We start from the raw sequence: 22586 nt of genomic DNA on the forward strand, positions 1-22586 counted from the left end.
TTTTGATGCCTCCAAAAATTGCTATTATCGGTCTTGGCTATGTTGGTTTGCCTTTAGCCATTGAATTCGGAAAAAAATACGATGTACTCGGATTTGATATAAATGAGAAAAGGATCGACGAACTAAGAAAAGGAGAAGACCATACAAAAGAAGCAGATACCGAAGGCCTGTTACAGGTAACCAAAGAACGGGACAATGAAAAAGGATTGTGGTTCTCGGCGAACCAGGACGACCTGAAGGCGTATAACGTCTTTATCGTTACCGTTCCCACCCCGATAGATCAGTTTAAATCCCCGGACCTGCGACCGCTCATCTCCGCATCGCGCATGTTGGGTAAAGTATTGAAGAAAGGCGACATTGTCATTTATGAATCAACGGTATACCCGGGATGTACCGAAGAAGATTGCGCTCCGGTGCTCGAACAGTTTTCCGGCCTCACTTACAATGTCGATTTCTTTTGCGGATACTCTCCGGAACGGATCAATCCGGGAGACAAGGTGAATACCCTCACCAAAATCAAAAAAGTGACCTCCGGCTCCACCCCTGAAGTTGCGGAAACGGTGGACAATCTGTATAAAAGTATTATTACCGCCGGCACCCACAAAGCGCCTAGCATAAAAGTAGCAGAAGCCTCAAAAGCTATCGAAAACGCACAACGCGACGTCAATATCAGTTTTGTCAACGAATTGGCCCTGATTTTCGACCGCATCGGTATCGATACCACTGACGTAATCGAAGCGGCAGGTACGAAATGGAACTTCCTAAAATACAAACCCGGCTTGGTTGGCGGGCATTGTATCGGGGTAGATCCTTATTATCTGGCCCATAAAGCTCAGGCCCTCGGGTACCACCCCCAGGTTATCCTTTCCGGCAGAAGGGTCAACGACAACATGGGCATGTTCGTGGCCAACAAAGTAGTAAAACTCATGATAAGGAAGGGTCACAAGGTGGATGGCGCCCGCGTGCTGATCCTGGGCATTACCTTCAAAGAAAACTGTCCGGACATCCGTAACTCCCGTGTTATTGACATCTACCAGGAGTTACAGCAATTTGGCACCAATGTGGAGGTATATGACCCCCATGCTTCCAAAACTGAAGTAAAACATGAGTATGGGGTTGACCTGATCGACGAAATCTCACACGCCTATGATGCGATCATCCTGGCCGTTGCCCACAACGAATTCCTGGATATCGACTTCAAGAAACTGGCCAACGGACATAACACGGTTTTATTCGATACCAAATCATTTATTGACAGAAACATAGTTGACGCTCGTTTATGATATCTCAAAAGATTGAAATGGTGGACCTTAAAGGTCAATACGCCAAAATACAAGAGGAAATCGATGCCGCGGTATTGAATTGTATCCGCTCCGCTGCTTTCATCAACGGGCCGGAAGTAAAGAACTTCAGCGCGGCACTGGCCTCCTACCTCCAGGTAAAACACGTGATTCCCTGTGCCAATGGAACAGATGCGCTCCAGATTGCCATGATGGCGCTGGATCTCCAGCCGGGCGACGAAGTGATTGTTCCCGCATTCACCTATGTGGCTACCGCCGAAGTATTGGGCCTGCTCGGCCTAGTTCCTGTAATGGTAGATGTGGATCCCCATACTTTTAATATTACGGCTGCCCTCATCGAGCCTGCCATCGGTCCCAAAACGAAAGCGATCGTTCCAGTACACCTGTTTGGCCAATGCACCGACATGGAAGCCATTATGGAGCTTGCCACCAAGCATAACCTTTTCGTTATCGAAGATACCGCACAGGCTATCGGTGCTACCTATACCACCGCAGACGGCCGCCAGCTGAAAGCCGGTACGATCGGGCACATCGGTTGCACCTCTTTCTTCCCTTCCAAAAATCTCGGATGCTATGGTGATGGTGGGGCGATATATACGAACGACGATACATTGGGGCATAAGTTGTCCATGCTGGCCAATCACGGGCAGGTACAAAAATATATCCACAAGTACATCGGCGTCAATTCACGGCTGGATTCTATCCAGGCAGCCATTCTCGGCGTAAAACTGCCTCACCTCGAAGCTTATTCTGCTTCCAGGGGCGCCGCGGCCGATTATTATGATGCCGCATTGAAAAACGTGGACGGTGTCAGAATTCCGGTCCGCTCAGCACAAAGCACCCACGTTTTCCACCAATACACCCTGATAGTTGAAAATGGGAAAAGAGACGCCCTCAAAAAACACCTGGAAGCCCAAGGCGTACCTGCCATGATTTACTATCCCATTCCGCTGAACGAGCAGGAAGCATTTAGCAAAATCGGCAAAATCGCCGGCAGCCTCGATACTACGCGCGCGCTTTGCCAAAGCGTATTATCGCTTCCGATGCATACAGAGCTAGAAGCGCAGGAACAGGATTTCATCATCGGTCATATCATCGATTTCTTAAAAAACAGCTAATGGGATATTTTGTACATCCGTCCGCAATTGTTGACGACAACTGTACGATCGGAGACGGCACCAAAATCTGGCATTTTTCCCATGTCATGTCGGGATGCACGATCGGCAACAATTGCAACCTTGGACAAAACGTTGTCGTTTCGCCCGACGTCATACTTGGGAACAATGTGAAAGTCCAGAACAACGTATCGATCTATACAGGCGTAACATGTGCAGATGATGTATTCCTCGGCCCATCCTGCGTATTTACCAATGTCACCAACCCGAGGAGTGCCGTTAACAGGCGCGGGCAATATGCCAAAACGCACGTTGGCCGCGGCGCATCGATAGGGGCTAACGCGACCATCGTTTGCGGTCATGATATCGGGGATTTTGCATTTATCGGAGCCGGGGCGGTAGTCACGAAAAATGTGCCGGCATATGCATTGTTGGTAGGCAATCCGGCGAAACAGATCGGTTGGATGAGCGAATATGGCCACAGGCTGCATTTCGGAGCCGATAAAGTAGCAACCTGCCCTGAAAGCAACGAACAATACGAATTAATAGACAACCAAACCGTAATAAAGAAAAACATATGATAACGCCTGCTGAAAAAGTAAAGTTTGCAGTAGTGGGTTGCGGACACATCGGGAAACGACATGCTGAAATGATCAAAAGGAATCCTGAATCCGAGCTCGTTGCAATGGTAGACGTAAAGGAAAAATCGGCACTCGGCATCGACAGCTTCGAAGTCCCCCTTTTTTCGTCCATTGAAGATTTACTTTCCTCCGACATCCAGATTGATGTAGTGAATATCGCCACTCCCAACGGATTCCACGCCGAGCATGCCCTCGCGGCCCTGGATGCGCGCAAGCACATCGTAGTGGAAAAACCCATGGCATTGACCAAGCTTGACGCTGAAAAAGTAATTTATAAGGCGTTACATGTTCATAAACATGTGTTCGCCGTTATGCAAAACCGTTATTCTCCCCCTCACAATGGATTAAAGACCTTATTGAATCTGGAAAACTGGGGAGAATCTTCATGGTTCAGCTCAATTGCTATTGGAACCGCGACAACCGCTATTACAAGCCAGACAGCTGGCATGGAAAAAAGACCTCGACGGCGGTACCCTTTTCACCCAGTTCTCCCACTTCATTGATATCATGTACTGGCTGTTTGGCGATATCGAAAACATCCAAACGCGTCTTAACAGTTTTAATCACCAACACCTGACCGAATTCGAAGACTCTGGCTTCGTCACCTTCGATTTCGTGAACGGCGGCATGGGCTGCATCAACTTTTCCACTTCTGTCTGGAACCAGAACCTGGAAAGCAGCATGACCATCATCGCTGAAAACGGCTCGGTGAAAATCGGCGGACAATACATGAACGAAGTGGAAATCTGCAATATCAGGGATTATTCCATGCCGGAACTGGCTCCTACCAACCCCGGCAACGACTATGGCGCATACAAAGGCTCCGCGCAAAACCACAATTTTGTGATCGAAAACGTAATAGATGTATTGAAAGGCCGTGCCGCTATTACAACCAATGCCCTGGAAGGATTGAAAGTGGTAGAGATTATCGAACGAATCTATTGTAACAAGTAGTAAATATCAATAATCTGATGGCAAGTGACAAGGTCAGCAAAATAATAATCGTGTTCATGGGGCAAATGTTCAATTTGCTGCTCCTGTTCCTGCTGACGCCTTACCTTTCCCGTTCACTGTCCAAACATGAATTCGGCACGTTTTCCCAGGTGCAGTTATTGTCAACCTTAATTGTAGCAATATTCTCATTGGGTCTTTCCCGAATATTTTATCTTGTTATAGAAAAAAGGGAGTTTGAAAAGAAAGATGCCTTCAAAACAATCATGTTTATGGCATTTATCCTCGGCCTGGCAGGTTCGATCGCGTCTTTCTTTTCCTCCCCGTTATGGGCAATTCTATTAAAAAACCCCTACATTCAGCTTCCGCTTACTATTTACGCACCGTTTTTCCTTTTAAACTCACTAAATCTCTTGCTGGAGCTCACCCTGATTCATAAGGGACTTATACGCAGGGATATGACGATTATCATCGCCTCCAATATATTGAAGCTAGGGTTACTCCTGCTGTCTATTCAAATTTGGAGATCTTTTACATTTATCTTCTGGATAATTGGAACGATTGCTCCGTTGGCTCAAACGATAATGTACCTTTTCAGCATTCCGTTGCGCGAATTTTTCGAAGGCACCCTAAGAAAACACATATATAAATTTATCATAAAAATAGGTCTGCCCTTGGGAGTAACGGGTGTCCTGGCTGCATCTTATACATATCTTGCCGGCTTTTTTGTTAGCAATATGTTCAATACGGAAGATTTTGCAATCTACAGAAACGGCTCCTTTGAAATTCCGTTCCTCGGCATTATCGCCACGTCGGTAGCCAGCATCCTAACGCCTCAATTCGCCAATTTACTTGCGGAAGGTAAAAGGGAAGAAGTTGCCAGGTTGAAAACGCTGAGCATATCAGAGGTTGCTGCGATCTCCTATCCGATTATCTTTGTAATTCTTTTTTTGCAAAAGACCTGGTTGTGCTGTACCTCTCTGAAAAGTATGTAGAAAGTACCCCCATTTTCTTCCTGTATACGCTCATTCTTTTCATCAGAGTCTGCTCCTGGGAAGATGTGCTCACTGGGTCCGGTAAATCAGTTGTAATCTTGCGGTCATATATCCTGTATTTCGCCTCAAATTCATTGTTGGTGTTTGTTTTTATAAAACTTTTCGGACTCATCGGCGCAGCCGTTGCATCTGTTATTTGCATCTATATTCTTGCATATGTACTATTAAACAGCACTGCCAGATATCTGGGTGTACGATTCACCCAACTGATCGATTTTAAGAAAATTGGCCTCATCTCGCTCTATTCCGTTGCAATCTGCTCCGCCGTAAAATCACTATCAATCCTTTTTGGCAATAGCTGGTGGACATTATTATTGATAGCTGCCTATTTTCTGCTGACCTATTATGTATTAATTCAGAAAAAGTTGCTGAATATCCAGGCCTACCGGCATCTGATATTAAAAATTCCATACGGCGAATCGATATACAGATTCCTGCTCAAATAATCCATGAAGTACGTTGTCAAATATAAAAGCTTTTTTATTTTCGTGCTGATTCTGCCAGTATTCGTAGATCAGCTGAATGGCTTTATGACAAGTGAATTGGGTATAACGCTCTCGCTCAGCCAACTTGTCAAATCAGGATATACGTTCATCATGATGGTGCTGCTTTATCGCTTCAGCAGAACCAACTTTATGATATTTTTCGTCCTGAGCCTGCTGCTGTTTCTTCCTGTATTTGTAAATGTATTTTTTCATCAGGACAGGATGAAGTACTTATACGAAGACATCGTATTCATTTCAAAAGTTATTACTTTCCCGCTTTCCTACCTCTTGTTTACGGCCGTTGCACGACAAAAACCGGATATGCTGAACCAGACCATTCTCAGTGTCACAAAAATCCTGTTTTACACTTTGCTGGGCGCCCTTATCCTGGCCGTATTGGGTTTCGGGAACAGCAACTACGGAGAAGTGGAGGAAGGCGGAATGTCTTACGGGTATAAAGGGTATTTCATTGCCGGGAATGAGCTGAGCTCGCTTTACATCCTGGTGTATGCCTTTTTCTGCTACTACATGTACAAAAAGGTGTCCAATTTCTTCCTGTTGATATTGGGACTTGTTGCAGGCCTGATCGTGGCAGGGCTCATCGTTACCAAAACCGCCATGATTTCGTATCTGGCGATAACGCTGGCCACTCCGTTCCTGCTAAAATACCGGGAAAGCCGTTCCATGCTTTCCTATACCCGGTATGATAAAAAATTTCTTACCATATTCGTCTTGTTGCCTGTTCTTACCATGTCAATATTGTACACCGTGTTTTATGAAAGGGTACAGGCCAATATTGACCGGATGGCTTACAATTTCGCCAAAGCCGGAGAACTATCGAGCTTTTTGCTGAGCGGCAGGAACGACCGCTTCGACCATGCAAAAGAACTTTACTTGGAAGATTATTCGGTAACGGAGAAAATAATCGGGACAGGTTGGGAACATCCGCAAACGGTAGTTGCCACGCAAAAACTGGGATGGGGAACTACGGAAGTGGACTATCTCGATATCCTGACCTCTAACGGGCTTCTGGGATTGCTGGCCATCTACCTCTTTTGGTTCGTCGTCCTGGTCAAACTTGCCCGGGCTTTCTTGCATAAAGGCGGCAACGAATTTTCCACGCCGGCATTTCTGGGGTTTATGCTCCTATTTGTCAACAGTTTCATCAGCGGCCATATCATTTATTCCGCCATGCTTGGATTCTATCTGGGATTTTTTACGATACCGGCCATCCAACACAAACAATTAAGAATCGAGAATTAACCTTCAATGAAGAATGCAATAATCATTACGTCCCTTCCTTTCAGGAAACAAGGCAATCAGAGTATGATCCGGTTCACGAACATGTTCCTGAAAAACGGCATCAGCCTGACACTGTTTACCAGCGGGAAGGACAGCCGGGGAGAAAATGCCAACGAAAACTCCGGATTTACGCTCCAGAAAATGGGTTGGCTCCCTGGCGAAAAAATTTATCATTTCATCCGGAAGAGCTTTGACCGTTTAAAGTCCCGTCAGAGAACCGGGAATGCTGCGCCTACGGCCAACTATTTTTCAATTATTAAATCCGAAGACAAGATCCCTCCGTTCGGCCTTCATAATTCCGTTAACAGGATCAATAAATGGCTGCATTTCCTTTTCGTAAGATTGGATAACTTGCTGTTGATACCATACTTTCTCATTTTCCATCGCAGTAAATTCGCGAAAGCAGGCCTTATTGTCGGGTACGAAGTGAATTACACCTTTGCCGCAAAAGCCCTTGCCCGAATTTTCTCCAAGCCATACATTAACAAATTCCAGGGGGTAATCATCAAAGCATCCGAGCGTGACATATCCGTGTGCCGTAAATACTATCCGCTCTTTTATTTCGGAATCAACAAGGCGGATCTTTGCCTGATGGTCAATGATGGTACGGACGGTGAGTATTATGCGCGGCAACGCGGTTGTACCAACATCCTCTTCCGGCCGCATGGCATCAATGTGGCGGATTATGCATTCAGCGAGGAGGAAATGACGACAACCCTGAGCAGACTGGGCGTGCCCGAAGATAAATTCATCGTTTTCAACAACGCAAGCGGCAGTAACTGGAAGAGGGCAGACCGTTGCATACGTTTCCTGACACATATTCCGGCTCATATCCGGCAACATATCATGGTCATTACAACTTATCATGCAGATGATCTGGAAATGCTGAAATCCTACACCGCGGATCTCGGCCTCACTTCCCAAGTCATCTTCATTGAAAGGGCTAATCACAAGGAAAGCAATATCCTTATCCGTGGCAGTCATGTTGTACTCATGACCAATGAGCTAAGCAATCTTGGGAATCCCGTGTTGGAAGCGATTTATTACAAAGTTCCGGTAATTGCGACCAACGATGGCTCACTGGATGGATTCATTGAATCCTCAAAGGACGGTATCCTGCTGGATCTGGATGCGAATTTCGACCGCAGGCTGGCTGAGGAAATTAGCCGAATGTATTCAGAACCTGCTTATTATGATGGCTTCAGAAAACAAATTATGGAAAATAATTCTGTAAAAACTATTGAAGAACAACAAGCAATAGAGTTTAGCCATATCGAAGCAGTTTCAGATTTTAGCAAACCTGCCTAAATACGGATATTGTGTCCTCATTTGAATGTCTTTCAAACCATAAAGCATTATGCGAATTTTAACCGTAGTGGGAGCAAGGCCCCAGTTTGTTAAAGCAGCTGCTGTCAGCAGGGCTTTACTCAAAAATGAAAAAATCAAGGAAATCATCGTCCACACCGGCCAGCATTTCGATAATAATATGAGCGATGTCTTCTTCCAGGAGATGGACATTCCGCGTCCTGATTACAATCTGCAAATCCATAGCGGCAGCCATGGCGCGATGACAGGCCGGATGATGGAGGGGCTCGAGGAAATCATGCTGAAGGAAAAGCCGGATTATATTCTGATTTACGGAGATACGAACTCAACGCTGGCCGGCGCTATTACCGCGTCCAAGATCCATATACCGATCGCGCACGTGGAATCTGGATTACGCAGTTTCAATTTGCGCATGCCGGAAGAAGTGAACAGAATTCTGGCCGACAGGCTTTCATCATTCTTGTTTTGTCCCACTTCGCAGGCAATTGATAACCTGAAGCGCGAGGGGTATGATAATTTCGGAGGAAAAATCGTATTCACCGGCGACGTGATGTTCGATGCAGCGCTGTATTATACGCAGAAAAGCGAGGAAACATCTAAGATCCTTGACACCCTCGCATTGAAAGACCGGCCATTTATCCTGGCTACCATCCACCGCGCGGAAAATACAGACGATGCGCAAAATCTCTCCGCAATTTTTAATGCTTTTGCAGACCTGGCTCGCGAATGCCCAGTTGTGCTCCCTTTACATCCCCGGACGAGGAAACTTATTCAATCGCATAATATCCCGACTACAGGCGTCACCCTCATTGATCCCGTGGGATATTTTGATATGTTGCAGCTGATTCGCAACTCCATGTTGGTTATAACCGACAGTGGTGGCCTGCAGAAAGAAGCTTATTTCTTCGGCAAGCCCTGTATCACTACCCGCAACGAAACGGAATGGACGGAGCTGGTTACCCATGGATACAATATCCTGACAGGAGCAGACAGCAGGAAAATATTGGAGGCTTTCCAACAAATGCGGGATAAACAGATTACCAGCGATGATAATCTCTACGGGAAGGGCGATGCGTCTGACAAAATCGCACAGGCTTTATTACAATAACTAATCAAAACAAATGTCTCCACTCAGGATTTATCTGATTTCCAACTTGTACCCCAAGGAAGAAGCGAATGACTACTACGGGGTATTCGTTAAGAACTTCATTACATCTCTCGGGCAGAGCAACGAAATCGCTTTCACCGGTTTCAGCCTCATCCGCGGACGGGGCAAGTCGCGGATGGAGAAACTGGTCAAATACATTCGTTTTTACGCGGATATTCTCCGCAAAGGGCTTTTCGGGAAATACGATATCATCTATGTGCACAATGTATCGCATACCGCACTGCCCTTGCTGGCCGTCCGGCTTTTCACAAGAAAAGACATTGTGCTCAATCCGCATGGGGAAGATATCCTTACCAACAGCAAGACAACAGCGCTTTTACTGAAGCTGGCCAAGCCATTGATCCGCAAAGCCAACATCGTGGCCCCTTCCGGTTTTTTCAGGGATATTATCATTCGGCAGTTTCGCAAAAAGAAGGAAGATGTAGCGATTTATCCGTCCGGCGGTGTCGATACACGGTTTTTTACTCCTGCTGAAGATCGCGTAGCGCGTGAGGATTATTGTATTGGTTTTGTTTCCCGCCTGGATGCAAAGAAAGGATGGGAAACTTATCTCAAAACAATGAAAGCGTTGGCCATGAATGGTTTTCCCGTACGTGGGCTGGTGGCGGGAAAAGGCACGCAGGTAGCCGAATTTGAACACATGCTGCAGGAACTCGGCCTCGAGAAGCACGTTTTGTACGCCGGCGGGCTCAACCAACAGGCGCTCGCCGATTTATACCGGCAGATGGATATTTTTGTCTTCCCTACTGAATACGAAGAAAGCCTGGGGCTCGTGGGGCTTGAAGCAATGGCCTGCGGCGTACCCGTTGCCGGCACACGAATTGGTGGGCTGCAGGACTTTATCAAAGACCATGAAAACGGTTATTTCTTTGAAAAAGGAGATCATGCCGTTTTAACAAATATCCTGATCCAATTTATTCAACTATCCCCTGCGGAAAAGCAACGTTTGTCGGTCAATGCGCGGGCAACAGCCCTGCAGTTCGACGCTACCAAAGCCCGCACCGAACTGATTCAACAACTCAAACATTGGTTTAATACTCGAAAGATATGACGCAACAAGGCTCCCAGAAGAAAGTACTTCTCATTTTCGGAACACGACCTGAAGCCATCAAGATGGCTCCGCTGGTGAAAGCACTCCAGGACGAAAGTATCTGCTTCGATACAAAAGTCTGCCTGACAGGACAACACAAAGAAATGCTGACACCTGTAATGCAGTTCTTCGGCATCCAGGCCGATTATAGCCTCGACGTGATGACCGGCAATCAAAGCCTGTACGACCTCACCGCCGCCATCATCACTGCCCTGAAGCCAGTATTGCTCGACTTCCAGCCAGACTATGTCTTTGTCCATGGAGACACTACTACCACGATGGCTGCCAGCATCGCATCATTTTACGCAGGAGCCGTGGTTTGCCACGTAGAAGCAGGCCTCCGGACACATAACAAACTATCCCCATTCCCTGAAGAGATCAACCGGCAGCTAACATCCCGCATCGCAGGCATTCACTTCGCGCCCACGGCTAAAGCCCGCGAAAACCTCCTACAGGAAAACATCCGGCCAAACGATATTGTGGTAACGGGCAACACTGTTATCGACGCGCTGTTCTGGGGGATAGAACATTTGGAAAATCATACGCTAAGCCCCGAACTGGAAAGTATCCGGGATCTCATTGCCCAGAAAGATGTAGTCCTGGTCACAGGGCATCGCCGTGAAAATCACGGGAAAGGAATTATTGAAATATGCGAAGCCCTGAAAAAAACGGCAGAGATCGATAATACACTGATAATTTATCCCGTTCACCTTAATCCGAATATCCAGCAACCTGTATATGAAAGCCTTTCCGGGTTTAATAATATCTTACTGATTTCGCCCCTTAACTACGGCGACTTCCTCTGGCTGATGAACCAGTCAAAATTAATCATAACCGACAGTGGCGGCATCCAGGAAGAAGCGCCCAGCCTGGGGAAACCGGTACTCGTTATGCGGGACACTACAGAAAGACCTGAAGCGGTGGAAGCCGGTACGGTTAAACTGGTAGGCACTAATCAGTCGCTGATCTACAACGAAGCGCATGCACTGTTGTGTGACGAACAGTACTACCAGAAATTCAGCGCCAGAACCAACCCTTATGGCGACGGCACGGCGTGCAAAATCATTGTCAACCATCTGAAAAGTTTACATTGTAATGGAGGTTAAAAAAATTAGTCTGTTAAACAAAACGATCTTTCTGTTCCGCAATAAAAAACACGTGACGGAATACCTGGCCACAAACGATCGCGGCATTCTTATTTCTCTGAACGTAGAAGCGATGGCAAGTAAAGATCCTGAATTCACGCGGATCATAAACCAGCATATTGGTTATATTGACGGTGTAGGCCTGTTGCTGCCGCTTCGGTTGAAAGGCCATGTAAGCCTTCAGAAAATACCCGGCGTTGAGTTGTGGCAAGAAGTTATTCGGTCGTTCCCCAACAAGAAAGTTTTCATGATCGGCGCCACCGAGCAGGTCATCTGCACCGTGGCTGATAAATTCAAAAGGGATTTCCCTAATCCCCTGCTCGGATACAGGAACGGCTTCTTCCCATCAGCCGAAGACATGGCACAGCTCCGCGAAGAAATCACAGACCTCCGACCCGACATCGTCCTCATCGCGCTGGGCCAGCCTCGGCAGGAAAAGCTTGCAGAAGAGCTCATGGCATTGAACCCTGCCCTGTACATATGTATCGGCGGGAGCTTCGACATATATGCGGGTATAAAGAACAGGGCTCCCAGGCTGTTGATCGCGATCGGAGCAGAGTGGGCTTACCGCCTTTACAAGGAACCATGGCGGTTTACACGCATTTTCAAATCCCTGAACGTAATTCCGCGCATGATTCTTGCTAAAAAAAGGAATATTACCGTAACAGGTTAACCTTAATTGCCATATAACATCCATGAAAAATACCATCCAAAAAATATTTGCTGCCATCATGCTTTGCCTGGCTATCGCTCCGGCCGACTGCCTTGCTCAGAATGCCGGCCAGCAATTCTCCCTGGGATTTTACCAGGCAAGACCTTCTGGCGACACCACCAATTATCATACTTCCTTCCGCGATTACAGCATACAGCCTGAATTCGCGCTACCTTATGACACTTCCCGGAAGAGGACATGGTTCAGCCGTAAACTTTTTAATGAACACCTCCTACAGTATAATCATCCAGATTACTCGCTGTACGTCAGCTTTCTTCCCGACTTCATTGGCGGGCGCAGCTCCATAAACGGCACAAACTGGGTCAATACACGCGGCTTCATTGCCGGAGGTAAACTCGGTAAGAACTTTACATTTCAGACTTCTTTCTTCGAAAACCAAGCTAAACTGCCCAACTACCTGACAGAATTTGGTAAAGCCCAGAAAATTGTTCCGCAACAAGGCACCATTCGCCCTTATGGTTCAAATGGCATAGATTACAACTACGCGTCTGCACTGCTGTCTTACACGCCTAGCAAATTCCTGAATGTCCAACTGGGATATGACAGGAACTTCATCGGAGATGGATACCGGTCCATGTTGCTGTCCGACAATCACTTCAATTACCCCTTTCTCAAAATGACTGCCGGTGCAGGCCGCCTCAAATATATGGTGATGTGGGCGCAAATGATCGATTTGAAAACAACACCATTCTCCCACGATAACGGTTATCCAAAAAAATGGGGGTATTCCATTATCTCGACTGGAATGCAACTGATAAGCTGTCCATCGGATTATTCGAGAGCGTTATTTGGCAGGATGCGGATTCGACTGGAAAAAGAGGATTTGACGTAAGCTATCTGGCTCCCGTAATATTCCTACGCCCGGTTGAATTTTCCGTAGGCTCACCAGACAATGCATTGATGGGACTGAATATCAAATATGCTTTTACACCCACCAATACGGTTTATGGCCAGTTTATCCTGGACGAATTCAAATTTAAGGAAATGACCAATGGAAACGGGTGGTGGGGTAATAAATTCGGCGGTCAACTGGGCTACCGGTCAAAGGATTTTCTTAATGTGCCAAGACTCAATTTCCTGACGGAAATTAACGCAGCACGCCCGTTTACTTACGCACAACGTACTCCTATGCTCAATTACGGGCATTACAACCAGTCCCTGGCGCATCCTTTGGGAGCTAATTTTGTGGAATGGGTTAATATTGCAGATTATCAATATAAAAGATGGTTCTTTAGAGGACAGGCGCAGTATGCCTCTTACGGACTAGATTCTGCCAACAGCAATTTCGGCAAAGATATTTTCAAATCATATGAAAGCCGGAGCCGCGAATTCGGTAACAAGTTGCGGCAAGGCATCAAGACCAATCTCCTATATCTTCAAGGTAGTGTTGCGTACCTGTTGAATCGTAAGTACAACCTGCGCGTTGAGCTATCTGTCGCCGGCAGGCAAGAGAAAAACAATTTCATAACAACACGTGAATTGATTTATCAGATTGGATTCCGCAGCACCTTCCGGCAGTTCTATTACGATTTTTAAGAATTGATAAATATTTATATTCGAAAGCCCCTCCGCGCGGAGGGGCTTTCTTTTTAGCCGAAAAATAACACTAAAATGGTGTTATAACATACCTCCTTTATTGCTTAACTTAGGAACAATACTTTAATCTAATTGACATGACTAGCCTGTTCCTGAATTTTCTCTCCGGAGGGATCGTTTTCCTCGGCCTGTTCTCCCTGGCCTGGGTAATGAAAAAGGTTGAAAAAGCCAAATAGTCCCTACCTAACATTAATTTCTGTAGCAAACAAAATTAGCCTCCCCCGCGGGAGGCTTTTCCTTTTCCCGAAACATGAAGATTCTCCCCATTGCCCCGGATTGCGCAAAAATCAAAAAATCCCACCCAAACAGGCAGGATTTTTTATTCTCCTTCAACCAGGGGAGACAAACAAAAGATACCACAAAAAAATGGAAAAAGGCCGTGCCTGGGGCAAGCGATGGATGAGGTGCTTCTGCCTGAGCTCCCCAGTTATATCATTTTCACCGGAAGCATATAAGGAATACCGTCGTGAAGGTTGATTCTTAAAGTGTTACTGGATGGCTATAATAAGGTTCCCATTACATAAAATCCCATCTGTTATTCCCTTTATGAATATACGAAAAAAATATTGAAAAAACCAATTCTCTGAAAAGGATTTAACTTCGCACCATGCATTACGTAACGGTGGAAGGCCTCTCCAAATCATACGGCGAGAAGCCCCTTTTCGAAAATATCTCATTCCATATCGAAGAAGGCGATAAAATCGCCCTCGTAGCCCTCAACGGATCCGGCAAATCCACACTCCTCAAAATCCTTACCGGCACCGAACACCCCGACGAAGGAAAAGTCTGGATCCATAAAGACGTTACAGTTGTTATGCTCGAACAGTCGAGCCGCCACGAGCCCGGCGAAACCGTGCTCGAAAACATCTTCGACCACGACCATCCCATCCTCAACGCCATCAAGGAATACGAAGCCCTCACCGACCCGGACGGCCCCGAGCCCGACGCCGCCATCCTCTCCGCCGCCGTCGCCAAAATGGACGAACTCGGCGCCTGGCACTTCGACTCCAAAGTCAAACAAATCCTCGGCAAACTCAATATCCATCACCTCGACCAGCGCGTAGACACCCTCTCCGGCGGCCAGCAGAAACGCGTGGCCCTCGCCAAAGTACTCATCGATATCGGGTTCGAACATAAACACACCCTGCTCATCCTCGACGAGCCCACCAACCACCTCGACGTATCCATGATCGAATGGCTGGAACACTACCTCGACCAGGAAAACGTTACCCTCCTCCTCGTTACCCACGACCGTTACTTCCTCGACTCCGTCTGCAACGAGATCATGGAAATCGACAACGGCGAGCTCTACATATATAAAGGCAATTACGAAAACTACCTTGAGAAAAAAGCCGCCCGCGAAGAATCCGACCGGTCCAGCACCGAAAAGGCCCGCAACCTCTACCGGAAAGAACTGGAATGGATGCGCAAGCAACCCAAAGCCCGCACCACCAAGTCCAAATCCCGGCAAGACGCCTTCTACGAAGTAAAAGAACGCGCCAGCAAACGCCTCGAACAAGCCCAGCTGGAACTCAACGTCAAAATGACCCGGCTTGGTGGTAAGATATTGGAACTCAAGAAAGTATATAAAGCATACGGCAAGCTCCAGATCCTCAAAGGCTTCGATTACACCTTCAAAAAAGGCGAGCGCATCGGCGTAGTCGGCAAAAACGGCGTCGGCAAATCCACCTTCCTGCACATGCTCCTCGGTTCCGAACAACCGGATTCCGGTAAAATCAACGTGGGCGATACGGTTGTTTTCGGGAATTACTCCCAACAAGGGCTCATCGTCAAGGAAGACATGCGCGTCATCGAATTCGTGAAGAATATTGCCGAAAACTTCCCCCTGGCCGACGGCACCAAGGTATCCGCCGCCCAGTTCCTCCAGCTTTTCCTATTCCCCCCGGAAAAACAATACACTTACATTTCCCGGCTCAGCGGCGGGGAAAAAAGAAGGCTCCACCTCCTCTCCATCCTCTTCCGCAACCCTAACTTCCTGGTGCTCGACGAGCCCACCAACGACCTCGACCTGCCCACCCTCAGCATCCTGGAAGATTTCCTCATGTCCTACCAGGGCTGTATCATCATCGTGAGCCACGACCGTTACTTCATGGATAAACTGGTGGATCACCTGTTTGTGTTTGAAGGAGAAGGCGTGGTAAGAGACTTCCCCGGCAATTACACCCAGTACCGCGAATGGGAAAAAGATCAGGAAAAGCTCAAAGAGGCGCCCAAGCCCGTTGAGACAACCGCCACGCCTACCGTTGCCGCCGCCACGCCCGCCGAACAGAAGGCAAAGAAGATGTCGTTCAAGGAAAAGCGGGAACTGGAACTGCTTGAAAAGGAAATCGCCGACCTCGAACAGGAAAAGAAAACCCTCGACGACCAGATGGCTTCCGGATCGCTGCCGTACGACCAGCTCGAAAGCGCCGCCCGGCGCATCGGCGAGGTTATCCAACTGCTCGACGATAAAGGCATGCGCTGGCTGGAACTAAGTGAAATGGCGGGATAATTTTATTAGCTTTAGCGGATAAACCCGTGCCAATGAACCAAAATCAACGCTTCCTGTCCCTCGATGTTTTTCGCGGGCTCACCGTTGCCTGCATGATCCTCGTAAATACCCCGGGCAGCTGGCAATACGTGTACGCACCGCTGGGCCACGCCAAATGGGACGGCTGTACGCCGACCGACCTGGTGTTCCCGTTTTTCCTGTTCGCCGTCGGCAACGCCATGAGCTTCGCCATGAAGAAATTCAACACCCTGAGCAACGCGCAGGTGCTGGGCAAGATCTTCAAGCGGACGCTCCTCATCTTCTTCATCGGCCTGTTCCTGAACATGTATCCGTTCGGGCGCTACGATGCGGAAGGCCACTTTAATTTCATCGACCTCAGCAACCTCCGCATACTCGGTGTATTGCAGCGCATCGCACTTTGCTACTGCATCGCGGCGCTCCTCATCCATTACCTCAAACCCCGCGGCACCGCCATCGTAACCTGCCTGCTCCTGCTCGGGTATTGGGCCGTGATGTACTTCTTTGGCGCCCCTGGCGATCCCTATAGCATGACGGGCCACGCCGGCCAGGCCATCGACCTCGCCATCCTCGGCGAATCGCACATGTACCATGGCGAAGGCGTAGCGTTTGAACCGGAGGGCCTCCTCAGCACCCTGCCCGCCGTTGGCAACGTCGTATTCGGCTACCTCGTAGGCGCGTACGTGCAAAAGAACCGCCACGCCCGCGGCATGCTCCTGAAACTGGTGATCGCCGGCTCCTTCGCCATCGCCGTGGCCCTCCTCTGGAGCTCCGTATTCCCCATCAACAAAAAAATCTGGACCAGCTCATACGTGCTCTATACCGTAGGCCTCGCTACCCTGCTGCTTTCTGTGATGATCTACCTCATCGAAATGAAAGGCTGGCAAGGGAAAGGAACCTATTTCTTCGAGGTCTTCGGTAAAAACCCGCTCTTCATTTACGTGCTTTCGGGCATGCTGGTGGACACTTACTCATATTTCCGCCTCGGCCCCAACCACGAAGGGCTCTACAGCTGGATGTACAACCACATCTTCCAGCCCGTATTTGGCGACTATCCCGGCTCGCTGGCCTTCGCACTGTTCCACGTGCTGCTGTTATGGCTCGTGGGTTGGTGGATGGACAGAAAGAAGATCTACGTCCGCGTATAAATTTGCGATAACGAACCGCCCGGCCAGAATTGCCCGGGCGGTTTTATTTTTCCCCCTGCGGAACCCGAGATAATGCTATTTTTGCCGGGATTAAATCTGCCCACACCGATGAAAAAAGCGTTAATTACAGGGATCACCGGCCAGGATGGCGCCTATCTGACCGAGCTGCTGCTCCAGAAAGGCTATGAAGTGCATGGCATCAAACGCCGCACGTCCCTGTTCAATACCGATCGAATTGACCATCTTTATCAAGACCCGCACGAACCGAACGTTCACCTGAAACTGCATTACGGCGACCTGACGGACTCGACCAACATCATCCGTATTATCCAGGAAGTACAGCCCGACGAGATTTACAACCTGGGCGCCATGAGCCACGTGCAGGTGAGCTTCGAAACGCCGGAATATACCGCCGACGTGGACGGCGTGGGTACCCTCCGGATCCTGGAAGCCGTGCGGCTGCTGGGGCTTACGGAAAAAACCCGCATCTACCAGGCTTCCACTTCGGAATTGTATGGCCTGGTGCAGGAAATCCCCCAGTCCGAAAAAACACCGTTCTATCCCCGTTCTCCTTACGCCGTAGCGAAAATGTACGCCTACTGGATCACGGTGAACTACCGCGAAGCCTATAAAATGTACGCCTGCAACGGTATCCTCTTCAACCACGAATCCCCCCTGCGCGGCGAAACCTTCGTGACCCGCAAAATCACCCGCGGCGTAGCCAAAATCGGCCTCGGCATGCAGGACAAGCTCTTCATGGGCAACCTCGACGCCAAGCGCGACTGGGGCCATGCGAAAGATTACGTGAAAGCGATGTGGCTCATCCTTCAGCAGGATCAACCCGAAGATTACGTGATCGCCACCGGCGAAACCAATACCGTGCGCGACTTCATCCGCCTCAGCTTCGCCGAAATCGGCGTGGAACTGGAGTTCAAAGGAGAAGGCGCCGACGAAAAAGGATATGTGAAATCCGCTTCAAATCCCGACTTCCGGCTGACACCCGGCACCGAAGTTGTAGCCGTGGACCCGCGGTATTTCCGCCCAACCGAAGTGGACCTCCTCATCGGCGACTCCACCAAATCCAAAACACAACTGGGCTGGAAGCCCGAGCACGACCTTTATAGCCTCGTGAAAGACATGATGGCCGCCGATATCGAGCTTTTCCGCCGCGAAAAGCTTCTGAAAGACGCAGGGTACAAAGTCCTCAATCAATTCGAATAACCAATGCAACCCAACAGCAAAATATATATCGCAGGGCACCGCGGCATGGTGGGCTCCGCCATCACCCGGAGGCTCCAACAGGCAGGTTTTACCAATTTCGTCACCCGCACCTCCGACACACTCGACCTCCGCGACCAGGCGGCCGTGGCGGCTTTCTTCCAGGAAGAAAAGCCGGATTACGTATTCCTCGCCGCAGCCAAAGTAGGCGGCATCGTGGCCAACAACACCTACCGCGCGGAATTCCTGTACGACAACCTCATGATCCAGAACAACGTGATCCATCATGCCCATCTCAACGGCGTGAAAAAACTCATGTTCCTCGGATCGTCCTGCATCTATCCCAAGCTGGCGCCGCAGCCGCTGAAGGAAGAATACCTGCTCACCGGCACGCTGGAACCTACCAACGAACCGTACGCCATCGCCAAGATCGCCGGTATCAAACTGTGCGACGCTTACCGCAGCCAGTATGGTGCGCAGTTCATTTCCGTAATGCCGACCAATCTCTACGGGCCCAACGACAACTACGACCTGCAGAACTCGCACGTGCTGCCCGCCCTGCTCCGCAAATTCCATGACGCGAAAGCCAATAAAGTGGAAGAAGTGGTAATCTGGGGAACGGGAACGCCGCTCCGCGAATTCCTGCATGCCGATGATATGGCCGACGCCTGTTTCTTCCTCATGCAAAATTATGACGAGCCCGGGCCGATCAATATCGGTGTGGGGGAAGACCTGAGCATCGCCGACCTGGCGCGCCTCGTACAAAAAATTGTGGGGTATGAAGGAAAACTCGTTTTCGACACCACCAAACCCGACGGTACGCCCCGCAAACTGATGGACGTTTCCCGCCTCCACAGCCTCGGCTGGAAAGCCGCGATTCCCCTGGAACAGGGCATCCGGCAGGTGTATGAAGAAAAATTCCTGCAGGTCTGACAAAACGGACCTGCCGAAAATACGACGGGGGCGACAGTTAATCTGTCGCCCCCGTCTTTTATACCGGTGAATAGGCTTTAATCTTCCGATGGCCCGCCATCCGCCATGCGGACGATCTTAGGCAGGAATGTCCCGATGACGTCGACCAGCGGCTTTTGCGCGGCCATCACGGCGCGGATATCTTTGTAAGCGCCGGGCGCTTCGTCCAGGCCGCCGCCTACGAGTGTTACGCCTTTCTCTATCAGGATGCGGTTCAGCTCGTGACCGGTGAAGGTTTGCGTGGCTTTGGACCGGCTCATTTGCCGGCCGGCGCCATGCGATGCGGAATCCAGCGCCCCTTCGAATCCGCGGCCCCGCACGATAAAACCGGGTTCGGTCATGGATCCGGGAATAACGCCGAGCGCACCTTTACCGGCGGGCGTGGCGCCTTTCCGGTGAACGATCAGGTTTTCTCCGTTATGGGTTTCTTTCCACGCGAAGTTGTGGTGGTTTTCGACCCGGGCCAGCAGCGTGGCGCCCATGGCTTTAATCAGCCGGCGGTGGATGTGGTGATGGTTCGCGGAAGCGTAATCGCCCGCGAGGTTCATCGCCGTCCAGTATTCCCGGCCGTTATCGGAATCCATATCCAGCCAGGCGAGGTGTTGCACTTCGCGGGGGAGCTGGCAGACTTCCTGCGCCACTTTGGTGTAGTGCGCGGCGATCTGGGCACCCAGGCCCCGTGAGCCGGAGTGCGACAACAGGCCAAGGTACACGCCGGGCGCGAGGTTCCATTCGTTGGCGGGATCGGTGATTTCTACCAGTCCCCATTCCACGAAGTGGTTGCCGGAGCCGGAGGTGCTCAACTGCGCGGCGGCTTTGGCCTGCAGGTGTTTCAGCAGCCCGATTTCCTGGAAGGCCGGGTTGTCGAGCACGGCATCGTCTTCCGGTTTTTTCCAGGACATCCCTGCCCCGAAGGCCGTTTGCGCGATCAGTTCCCGTTTGAACTGTGCGGCATTTTTTTCCAGGTTTACAGCCGGGATATCCAGGATAGACAGGCACATCCGGCAACCGATATCCACCCCAACTGCGTAAGGGATAACGGCATTGCGGACGGCGAGCACGCCTCCGATAGGCAGGCCATAGCCCTGGTGGGCGTCGGGCATGAGGGCGCCGGCGGCCGTAACTGGCAGGCGCATGGCGCCGTTCATTTGCCGGAGTGCGCCTTCTTCGATGAATTCCTTCCCGAAAATCTGGTAAGGCAGCGCTTCCGGCAGGAGGGGAATTTCTACGGATTCTTCCACGATCAGCTTTTCAGCGATTTTTCCAAGATGTTCGTCGGCCGAAAAAGCGGCGGGGTCTTGCAGCACCTGCGTCAGCAGGGCCAGTGCGGCGTCCTGGGAGTGATGTTTATAATGTTTCTCCATGACACCGATCGCGACGCTGATCACCGGCGCCTCGGGGTAACCGATGGCCCGGAGGTCTTTGCCGCGAAGTTTGAGCTTTGACATATAGATGAATTGTAAGCCCGTCTTTCACGGGCAGTTTAGCCATACCGCAGCATCTTTCATGCCAGCGGAGGGGTCCGGCCAAACCAGGGATTAAAATTTATCAGGATTATCCTTCGGATTTCTCCGTTTTACCCGCGCGGCGCGTTTTCTGGAGCGTGGGCACCGTATGCGGAAGGAGAGCAAGGAGCAGCTTTCCTCCGCCGTCGTCGTATTGTCCATCATACCTGATGTTGTAGTTTACGGATAGGACCGCTACACGGTCCGGTAACTGGGGTTTGTATGTGGACTTATAATTCTTTTTCATTGTTGGCATTTTTGGCGTTAAAAAAAGCTCCCGCCAAAGACGGGAGCCGGGTTGACTCTTTTCTTTTGCGTATAAAAAAAAGTTTATATCATAATGGCGCTTTCTTCGTACTGATCGCGCAGTTCATGCAGTTGCGCGATGTGCCTTTCGATATGTTTTGTGAGGAAGAAGATATACTGATAGATATCCAGTTTCCCCAGGTTATTCACGGTCATTTCTGTTCTTACGAGCCTGCCTTCCCCGTTTTTGAGCATGCTGAGATTATACATGCATTGCGCGAATTGTTGCTTGAGGAGGGTGCGGATCTCGTCGAGGTCCCTTGTGCCGGAGGGCTCCAGGTGCGCCGGGTTCACCCATCCGAAGGATTTGCTGCTCACGATTTCGATCTGGCGGAATTTAGCCTCATAATCGGCACCGGGCATTATATAGAGTCCGTCCATCTTACGTTCCAGCGCGCGGCGGGTACTTTTATTGATGGTCAGCAACAGGAAATAGTTCGTCAGGCAAATATGCTCAAGCACTTCCCGTGCATTCCACTGCCCGCGTTCGGGTTTGAAGTGCAGTAGCACGGCGTCTTCCTGGAACCATTGGTCCAGCTCCCGGAAATTGTTGATCAGGGCCTCTCTTACGAATTGTACAACGTTTCTCATTGGGTCTGTTTTTGGGGCAAATCACTTTTTCAAAAAAGCACTTTACCTGGTTATATATATGTTCATGTTTCCGTTTCCGGGGGCTTTAAATAAAAAGCCCGGTCGGCTGTGGGCGGCGGACCGGGCTATATATAGCGTTCGTAAAATTACGTTCACATCAATACATACCGGTTCCACCAGGGCTGTGCCATGAAATGCACTCCCCCGGCGCCTTTGCCATGCGTACTTGCGCGATTATCTTGTTCAGTTGTATGTCCATCAGCACCATAAAAAAAGGTCCCGCATTTTCTGCGGGACCCTCTGTTATATCTTTCGGATAACTTTCTTTTTTGTTACCTGCTATAACCTGCCCGCATAGGATCGAATCGCCTGCTTTTGCATGCGTTTTGCGACCTTCATCTTATATGT

General features: G+C 49.4%; 22 protein-coding genes. 19 read left to right on the forward strand and 3 right to left on the reverse strand.

Annotated elements, in window-relative coordinates; genetic code table 11:
- The first annotated feature begins 5 nt into the window (after window positions 1-5).
- The 19 genes from WJU16_RS11265 (at window position 6) to WJU16_RS11350 (ending at window position 19737) form a co-directional block, all read left to right on the forward strand.
- Window positions 6-1283, forward strand: a complete 1278-nt coding sequence (locus WJU16_RS11265) for a nucleotide sugar dehydrogenase (RefSeq protein ID WP_341838411.1) — start codon at window positions 6-8, stop codon at window positions 1281-1283.
- 17 nt (window positions 1284-1300) lie between these two features.
- Window positions 1301-2419, forward strand: a complete 1119-nt coding sequence (locus WJU16_RS11270) for a DegT/DnrJ/EryC1/StrS family aminotransferase (RefSeq protein WP_341838412.1) — start codon at window positions 1301-1303, stop codon at window positions 2417-2419.
- The gene (locus WJU16_RS11275) at window positions 2419-2997 is read left to right on the forward strand and encodes an acyltransferase (protein WP_341838413.1); all 579 of its coding nucleotides are present in this window, start codon (window positions 2419-2421) and stop codon (window positions 2995-2997) included. The genes WJU16_RS11270 and WJU16_RS11275 overlap by 1 nt, the downstream gene beginning before the upstream one ends.
- Complete coding sequence (locus WJU16_RS11280; RefSeq protein WP_341838414.1) at window positions 2994-3560, forward strand: Gfo/Idh/MocA family oxidoreductase; 567 nt, start codon at window positions 2994-2996, stop codon at window positions 3558-3560. Before WJU16_RS11275 ends, WJU16_RS11280 begins: the two co-directional genes overlap by 4 nt.
- Complete coding sequence (locus tag WJU16_RS11285; protein WP_341838415.1) at window positions 3463-4011, forward strand: Gfo/Idh/MocA family oxidoreductase; 549 nt, start codon at window positions 3463-3465, stop codon at window positions 4009-4011. The genes WJU16_RS11280 and WJU16_RS11285 overlap by 98 nt, the downstream gene beginning before the upstream one ends.
- A 17-nt stretch (window positions 4012-4028) precedes the next feature.
- Window positions 4029-5003, forward strand: a complete 975-nt coding sequence (locus WJU16_RS11290; protein ID WP_341838416.1) for an oligosaccharide flippase family protein — start codon at window positions 4029-4031, stop codon at window positions 5001-5003.
- 65 nt (window positions 5004-5068) lie between these two features.
- Window positions 5069-5509 carry a polysaccharide biosynthesis C-terminal domain-containing protein gene (locus WJU16_RS26075; protein ID WP_404980343.1) on the forward strand — a complete coding sequence of 147 codons (441 nt, stop codon included), beginning with the start codon at window positions 5069-5071 and terminating at the stop codon, window positions 5507-5509.
- A gap of 261 nt (window positions 5510-5770) precedes the next feature.
- Complete coding sequence (locus WJU16_RS11295; protein WP_341838417.1) at window positions 5771-6811, forward strand: O-antigen ligase family protein; 1041 nt, start codon at window positions 5771-5773, stop codon at window positions 6809-6811.
- A gap of 81 nt (window positions 6812-6892) precedes the next feature.
- Window positions 6893-8158 carry a glycosyltransferase gene (locus WJU16_RS11300; RefSeq protein WP_341838418.1) on the forward strand — a complete coding sequence of 422 codons (1266 nt, stop codon included), beginning with the start codon at window positions 6893-6895 and terminating at the stop codon, window positions 8156-8158.
- Window positions 8159-8207: 49 nt separating this feature from the next.
- Complete coding sequence (wecB, locus tag WJU16_RS11305; protein WP_341838419.1) at window positions 8208-9284, forward strand: non-hydrolyzing UDP-N-acetylglucosamine 2-epimerase; 1077 nt, start codon at window positions 8208-8210, stop codon at window positions 9282-9284.
- A 13-nt stretch (window positions 9285-9297) separates the two neighbouring features.
- Window positions 9298-10395 carry a glycosyltransferase family 4 protein gene (locus tag WJU16_RS11310; RefSeq protein WP_341838420.1) on the forward strand — a complete coding sequence of 366 codons (1098 nt, stop codon included), beginning with the start codon at window positions 9298-9300 and terminating at the stop codon, window positions 10393-10395.
- Window positions 10392-11540: a non-hydrolyzing UDP-N-acetylglucosamine 2-epimerase gene (wecB, locus tag WJU16_RS11315; protein WP_341838421.1), complete on the forward strand. Its 1149-nt coding sequence runs from the start codon at window positions 10392-10394 to the stop codon at window positions 11538-11540. The genes WJU16_RS11310 and wecB (WJU16_RS11315) overlap by 4 nt, the downstream gene beginning before the upstream one ends.
- A complete protein-coding gene (locus tag WJU16_RS11320) occupies window positions 11530-12252 on the forward strand; it encodes a WecB/TagA/CpsF family glycosyltransferase (protein ID WP_341838422.1) in 723 nt (240 codons plus the stop codon). The genes wecB (WJU16_RS11315) and WJU16_RS11320 overlap by 11 nt, the downstream gene beginning before the upstream one ends.
- 22 nt (window positions 12253-12274) lie before the next feature.
- Window positions 12275-13144, forward strand: coding sequence for a hypothetical protein (locus WJU16_RS11325; protein WP_341838423.1), 870 nt, complete (start codon window positions 12275-12277; stop codon window positions 13142-13144).
- Window positions 13145-13212: 68 nt separating this feature from the next.
- Window positions 13213-13848 carry a hypothetical protein gene (locus WJU16_RS11330; protein ID WP_341838424.1) on the forward strand — a complete coding sequence of 212 codons (636 nt, stop codon included), beginning with the start codon at window positions 13213-13215 and terminating at the stop codon, window positions 13846-13848.
- Window positions 13849-14515: 667 nt separating this feature from the next.
- Entirely contained in the window at window positions 14516-16420 is a 1905-nt protein-coding gene (locus tag WJU16_RS11335; RefSeq protein WP_341838425.1) for an ABC-F family ATP-binding cassette domain-containing protein, read from the forward strand.
- A gap of 32 nt (window positions 16421-16452) precedes the next feature.
- Window positions 16453-17586, forward strand: coding sequence for a DUF5009 domain-containing protein (locus WJU16_RS11340; protein WP_341838426.1), 1134 nt, complete (start codon window positions 16453-16455; stop codon window positions 17584-17586).
- A 108-nt stretch (window positions 17587-17694) separates the two neighbouring features.
- The gene (gmd, locus tag WJU16_RS11345; RefSeq protein WP_341838427.1) at window positions 17695-18807 is read left to right on the forward strand and encodes a GDP-mannose 4,6-dehydratase; all 1113 of its coding nucleotides are present in this window, start codon (window positions 17695-17697) and stop codon (window positions 18805-18807) included.
- Window positions 18808-18810: 3 nt separating this feature from the next.
- Window positions 18811-19737 carry a GDP-L-fucose synthase gene (locus WJU16_RS11350; protein WP_341838428.1) on the forward strand — a complete coding sequence of 309 codons (927 nt, stop codon included), beginning with the start codon at window positions 18811-18813 and terminating at the stop codon, window positions 19735-19737.
- A 77-nt stretch (window positions 19738-19814) separates the two neighbouring features.
- Here the strand turns inward: WJU16_RS11350 and WJU16_RS11355 are convergent, their stop codons facing one another.
- The 3 genes from WJU16_RS11355 to WJU16_RS11365 all read right to left on the reverse strand — a co-directional run bounded on the left by WJU16_RS11355 (window position 19815) and on the right by WJU16_RS11365 (window position 22178).
- Window positions 19815-21224, reverse strand: coding sequence for an RtcB family protein (locus WJU16_RS11355; RefSeq protein WP_341838429.1), 1410 nt, complete (start codon window positions 21222-21224; stop codon window positions 19815-19817).
- A gap of 106 nt (window positions 21225-21330) precedes the next feature.
- Complete coding sequence (locus WJU16_RS11360; protein ID WP_341838430.1) at window positions 21331-21528, reverse strand: hypothetical protein; 198 nt, start codon at window positions 21526-21528, stop codon at window positions 21331-21333.
- Window positions 21529-21611: 83 nt separating this feature from the next.
- The gene (locus WJU16_RS11365; protein WP_341838431.1) at window positions 21612-22178 is read right to left on the reverse strand and encodes a DinB family protein; all 567 of its coding nucleotides are present in this window, start codon (window positions 22176-22178) and stop codon (window positions 21612-21614) included.
- Window positions 22179-22586: the final 408 nt, after the last annotated feature.

It is taken from the genome of Chitinophaga pollutisoli, assembly GCF_038396755.1.
GTDB lineage: Bacteria > Bacteroidota > Bacteroidia > Chitinophagales > Chitinophagaceae > Chitinophaga > Chitinophaga pollutisoli.

Coding starts and splice junctions, on each gene's coding strand:
- WJU16_RS11265 (WP_341838411.1), top strand. CDS start 6: ATGCCTCCAAAAATTGCTATTATCGGTCTTGGCTATGTTGGTTTGCCT.
- WJU16_RS11270 (WP_341838412.1), top strand. CDS start 1,301: ATGGTGGACCTTAAAGGTCAATACGCCAAAATACAAGAGGAAATCGAT.
- WJU16_RS11275 (WP_341838413.1), top strand. CDS start 2,419: ATGGGATATTTTGTACATCCGTCCGCAATTGTTGACGACAACTGTACG.
- WJU16_RS11280 (WP_341838414.1), top strand. CDS start 2,994: ATGATAACGCCTGCTGAAAAAGTAAAGTTTGCAGTAGTGGGTTGCGGA.
- WJU16_RS11290 (WP_341838416.1), top strand. CDS start 4,029: ATGGCAAGTGACAAGGTCAGCAAAATAATAATCGTGTTCATGGGGCAA.
- WJU16_RS11295 (WP_341838417.1), top strand. CDS start 5,771: ATGAAGTACTTATACGAAGACATCGTATTCATTTCAAAAGTTATTACT.
- WJU16_RS11300 (WP_341838418.1), top strand. CDS start 6,893: ATGTTCCTGAAAAACGGCATCAGCCTGACACTGTTTACCAGCGGGAAG.
- wecB (WP_341838419.1), top strand. CDS start 8,208: ATGCGAATTTTAACCGTAGTGGGAGCAAGGCCCCAGTTTGTTAAAGCA.
- WJU16_RS11310 (WP_341838420.1), top strand. CDS start 9,298: ATGTCTCCACTCAGGATTTATCTGATTTCCAACTTGTACCCCAAGGAA.
- wecB (WP_341838421.1), top strand. CDS start 10,392: ATGACGCAACAAGGCTCCCAGAAGAAAGTACTTCTCATTTTCGGAACA.
- WJU16_RS11320 (WP_341838422.1), top strand. CDS start 11,530: ATGGAGGTTAAAAAAATTAGTCTGTTAAACAAAACGATCTTTCTGTTC.
- WJU16_RS11325 (WP_341838423.1), top strand. CDS start 12,275: ATGAAAAATACCATCCAAAAAATATTTGCTGCCATCATGCTTTGCCTG.
- WJU16_RS11330 (WP_341838424.1), top strand. CDS start 13,213: ATGGGACTGAATATCAAATATGCTTTTACACCCACCAATACGGTTTAT.
- WJU16_RS11335 (WP_341838425.1), top strand. CDS start 14,516: ATGCATTACGTAACGGTGGAAGGCCTCTCCAAATCATACGGCGAGAAG.
- WJU16_RS11340 (WP_341838426.1), top strand. CDS start 16,453: ATGAACCAAAATCAACGCTTCCTGTCCCTCGATGTTTTTCGCGGGCTC.
- gmd (WP_341838427.1), top strand. CDS start 17,695: ATGAAAAAAGCGTTAATTACAGGGATCACCGGCCAGGATGGCGCCTAT.
- WJU16_RS11350 (WP_341838428.1), top strand. CDS start 18,811: ATGCAACCCAACAGCAAAATATATATCGCAGGGCACCGCGGCATGGTG.
- WJU16_RS11355 (WP_341838429.1), bottom strand. CDS start 21,224: ATGTCAAAGCTCAAACTTCGCGGCAAAGACCTCCGGGCCATCGGTTAC.
- WJU16_RS11360 (WP_341838430.1), bottom strand. CDS start 21,528: ATGAAAAAGAATTATAAGTCCACATACAAACCCCAGTTACCGGACCGT.
- WJU16_RS11365 (WP_341838431.1), bottom strand. CDS start 22,178: ATGAGAAACGTTGTACAATTCGTAAGAGAGGCCCTGATCAACAATTTC.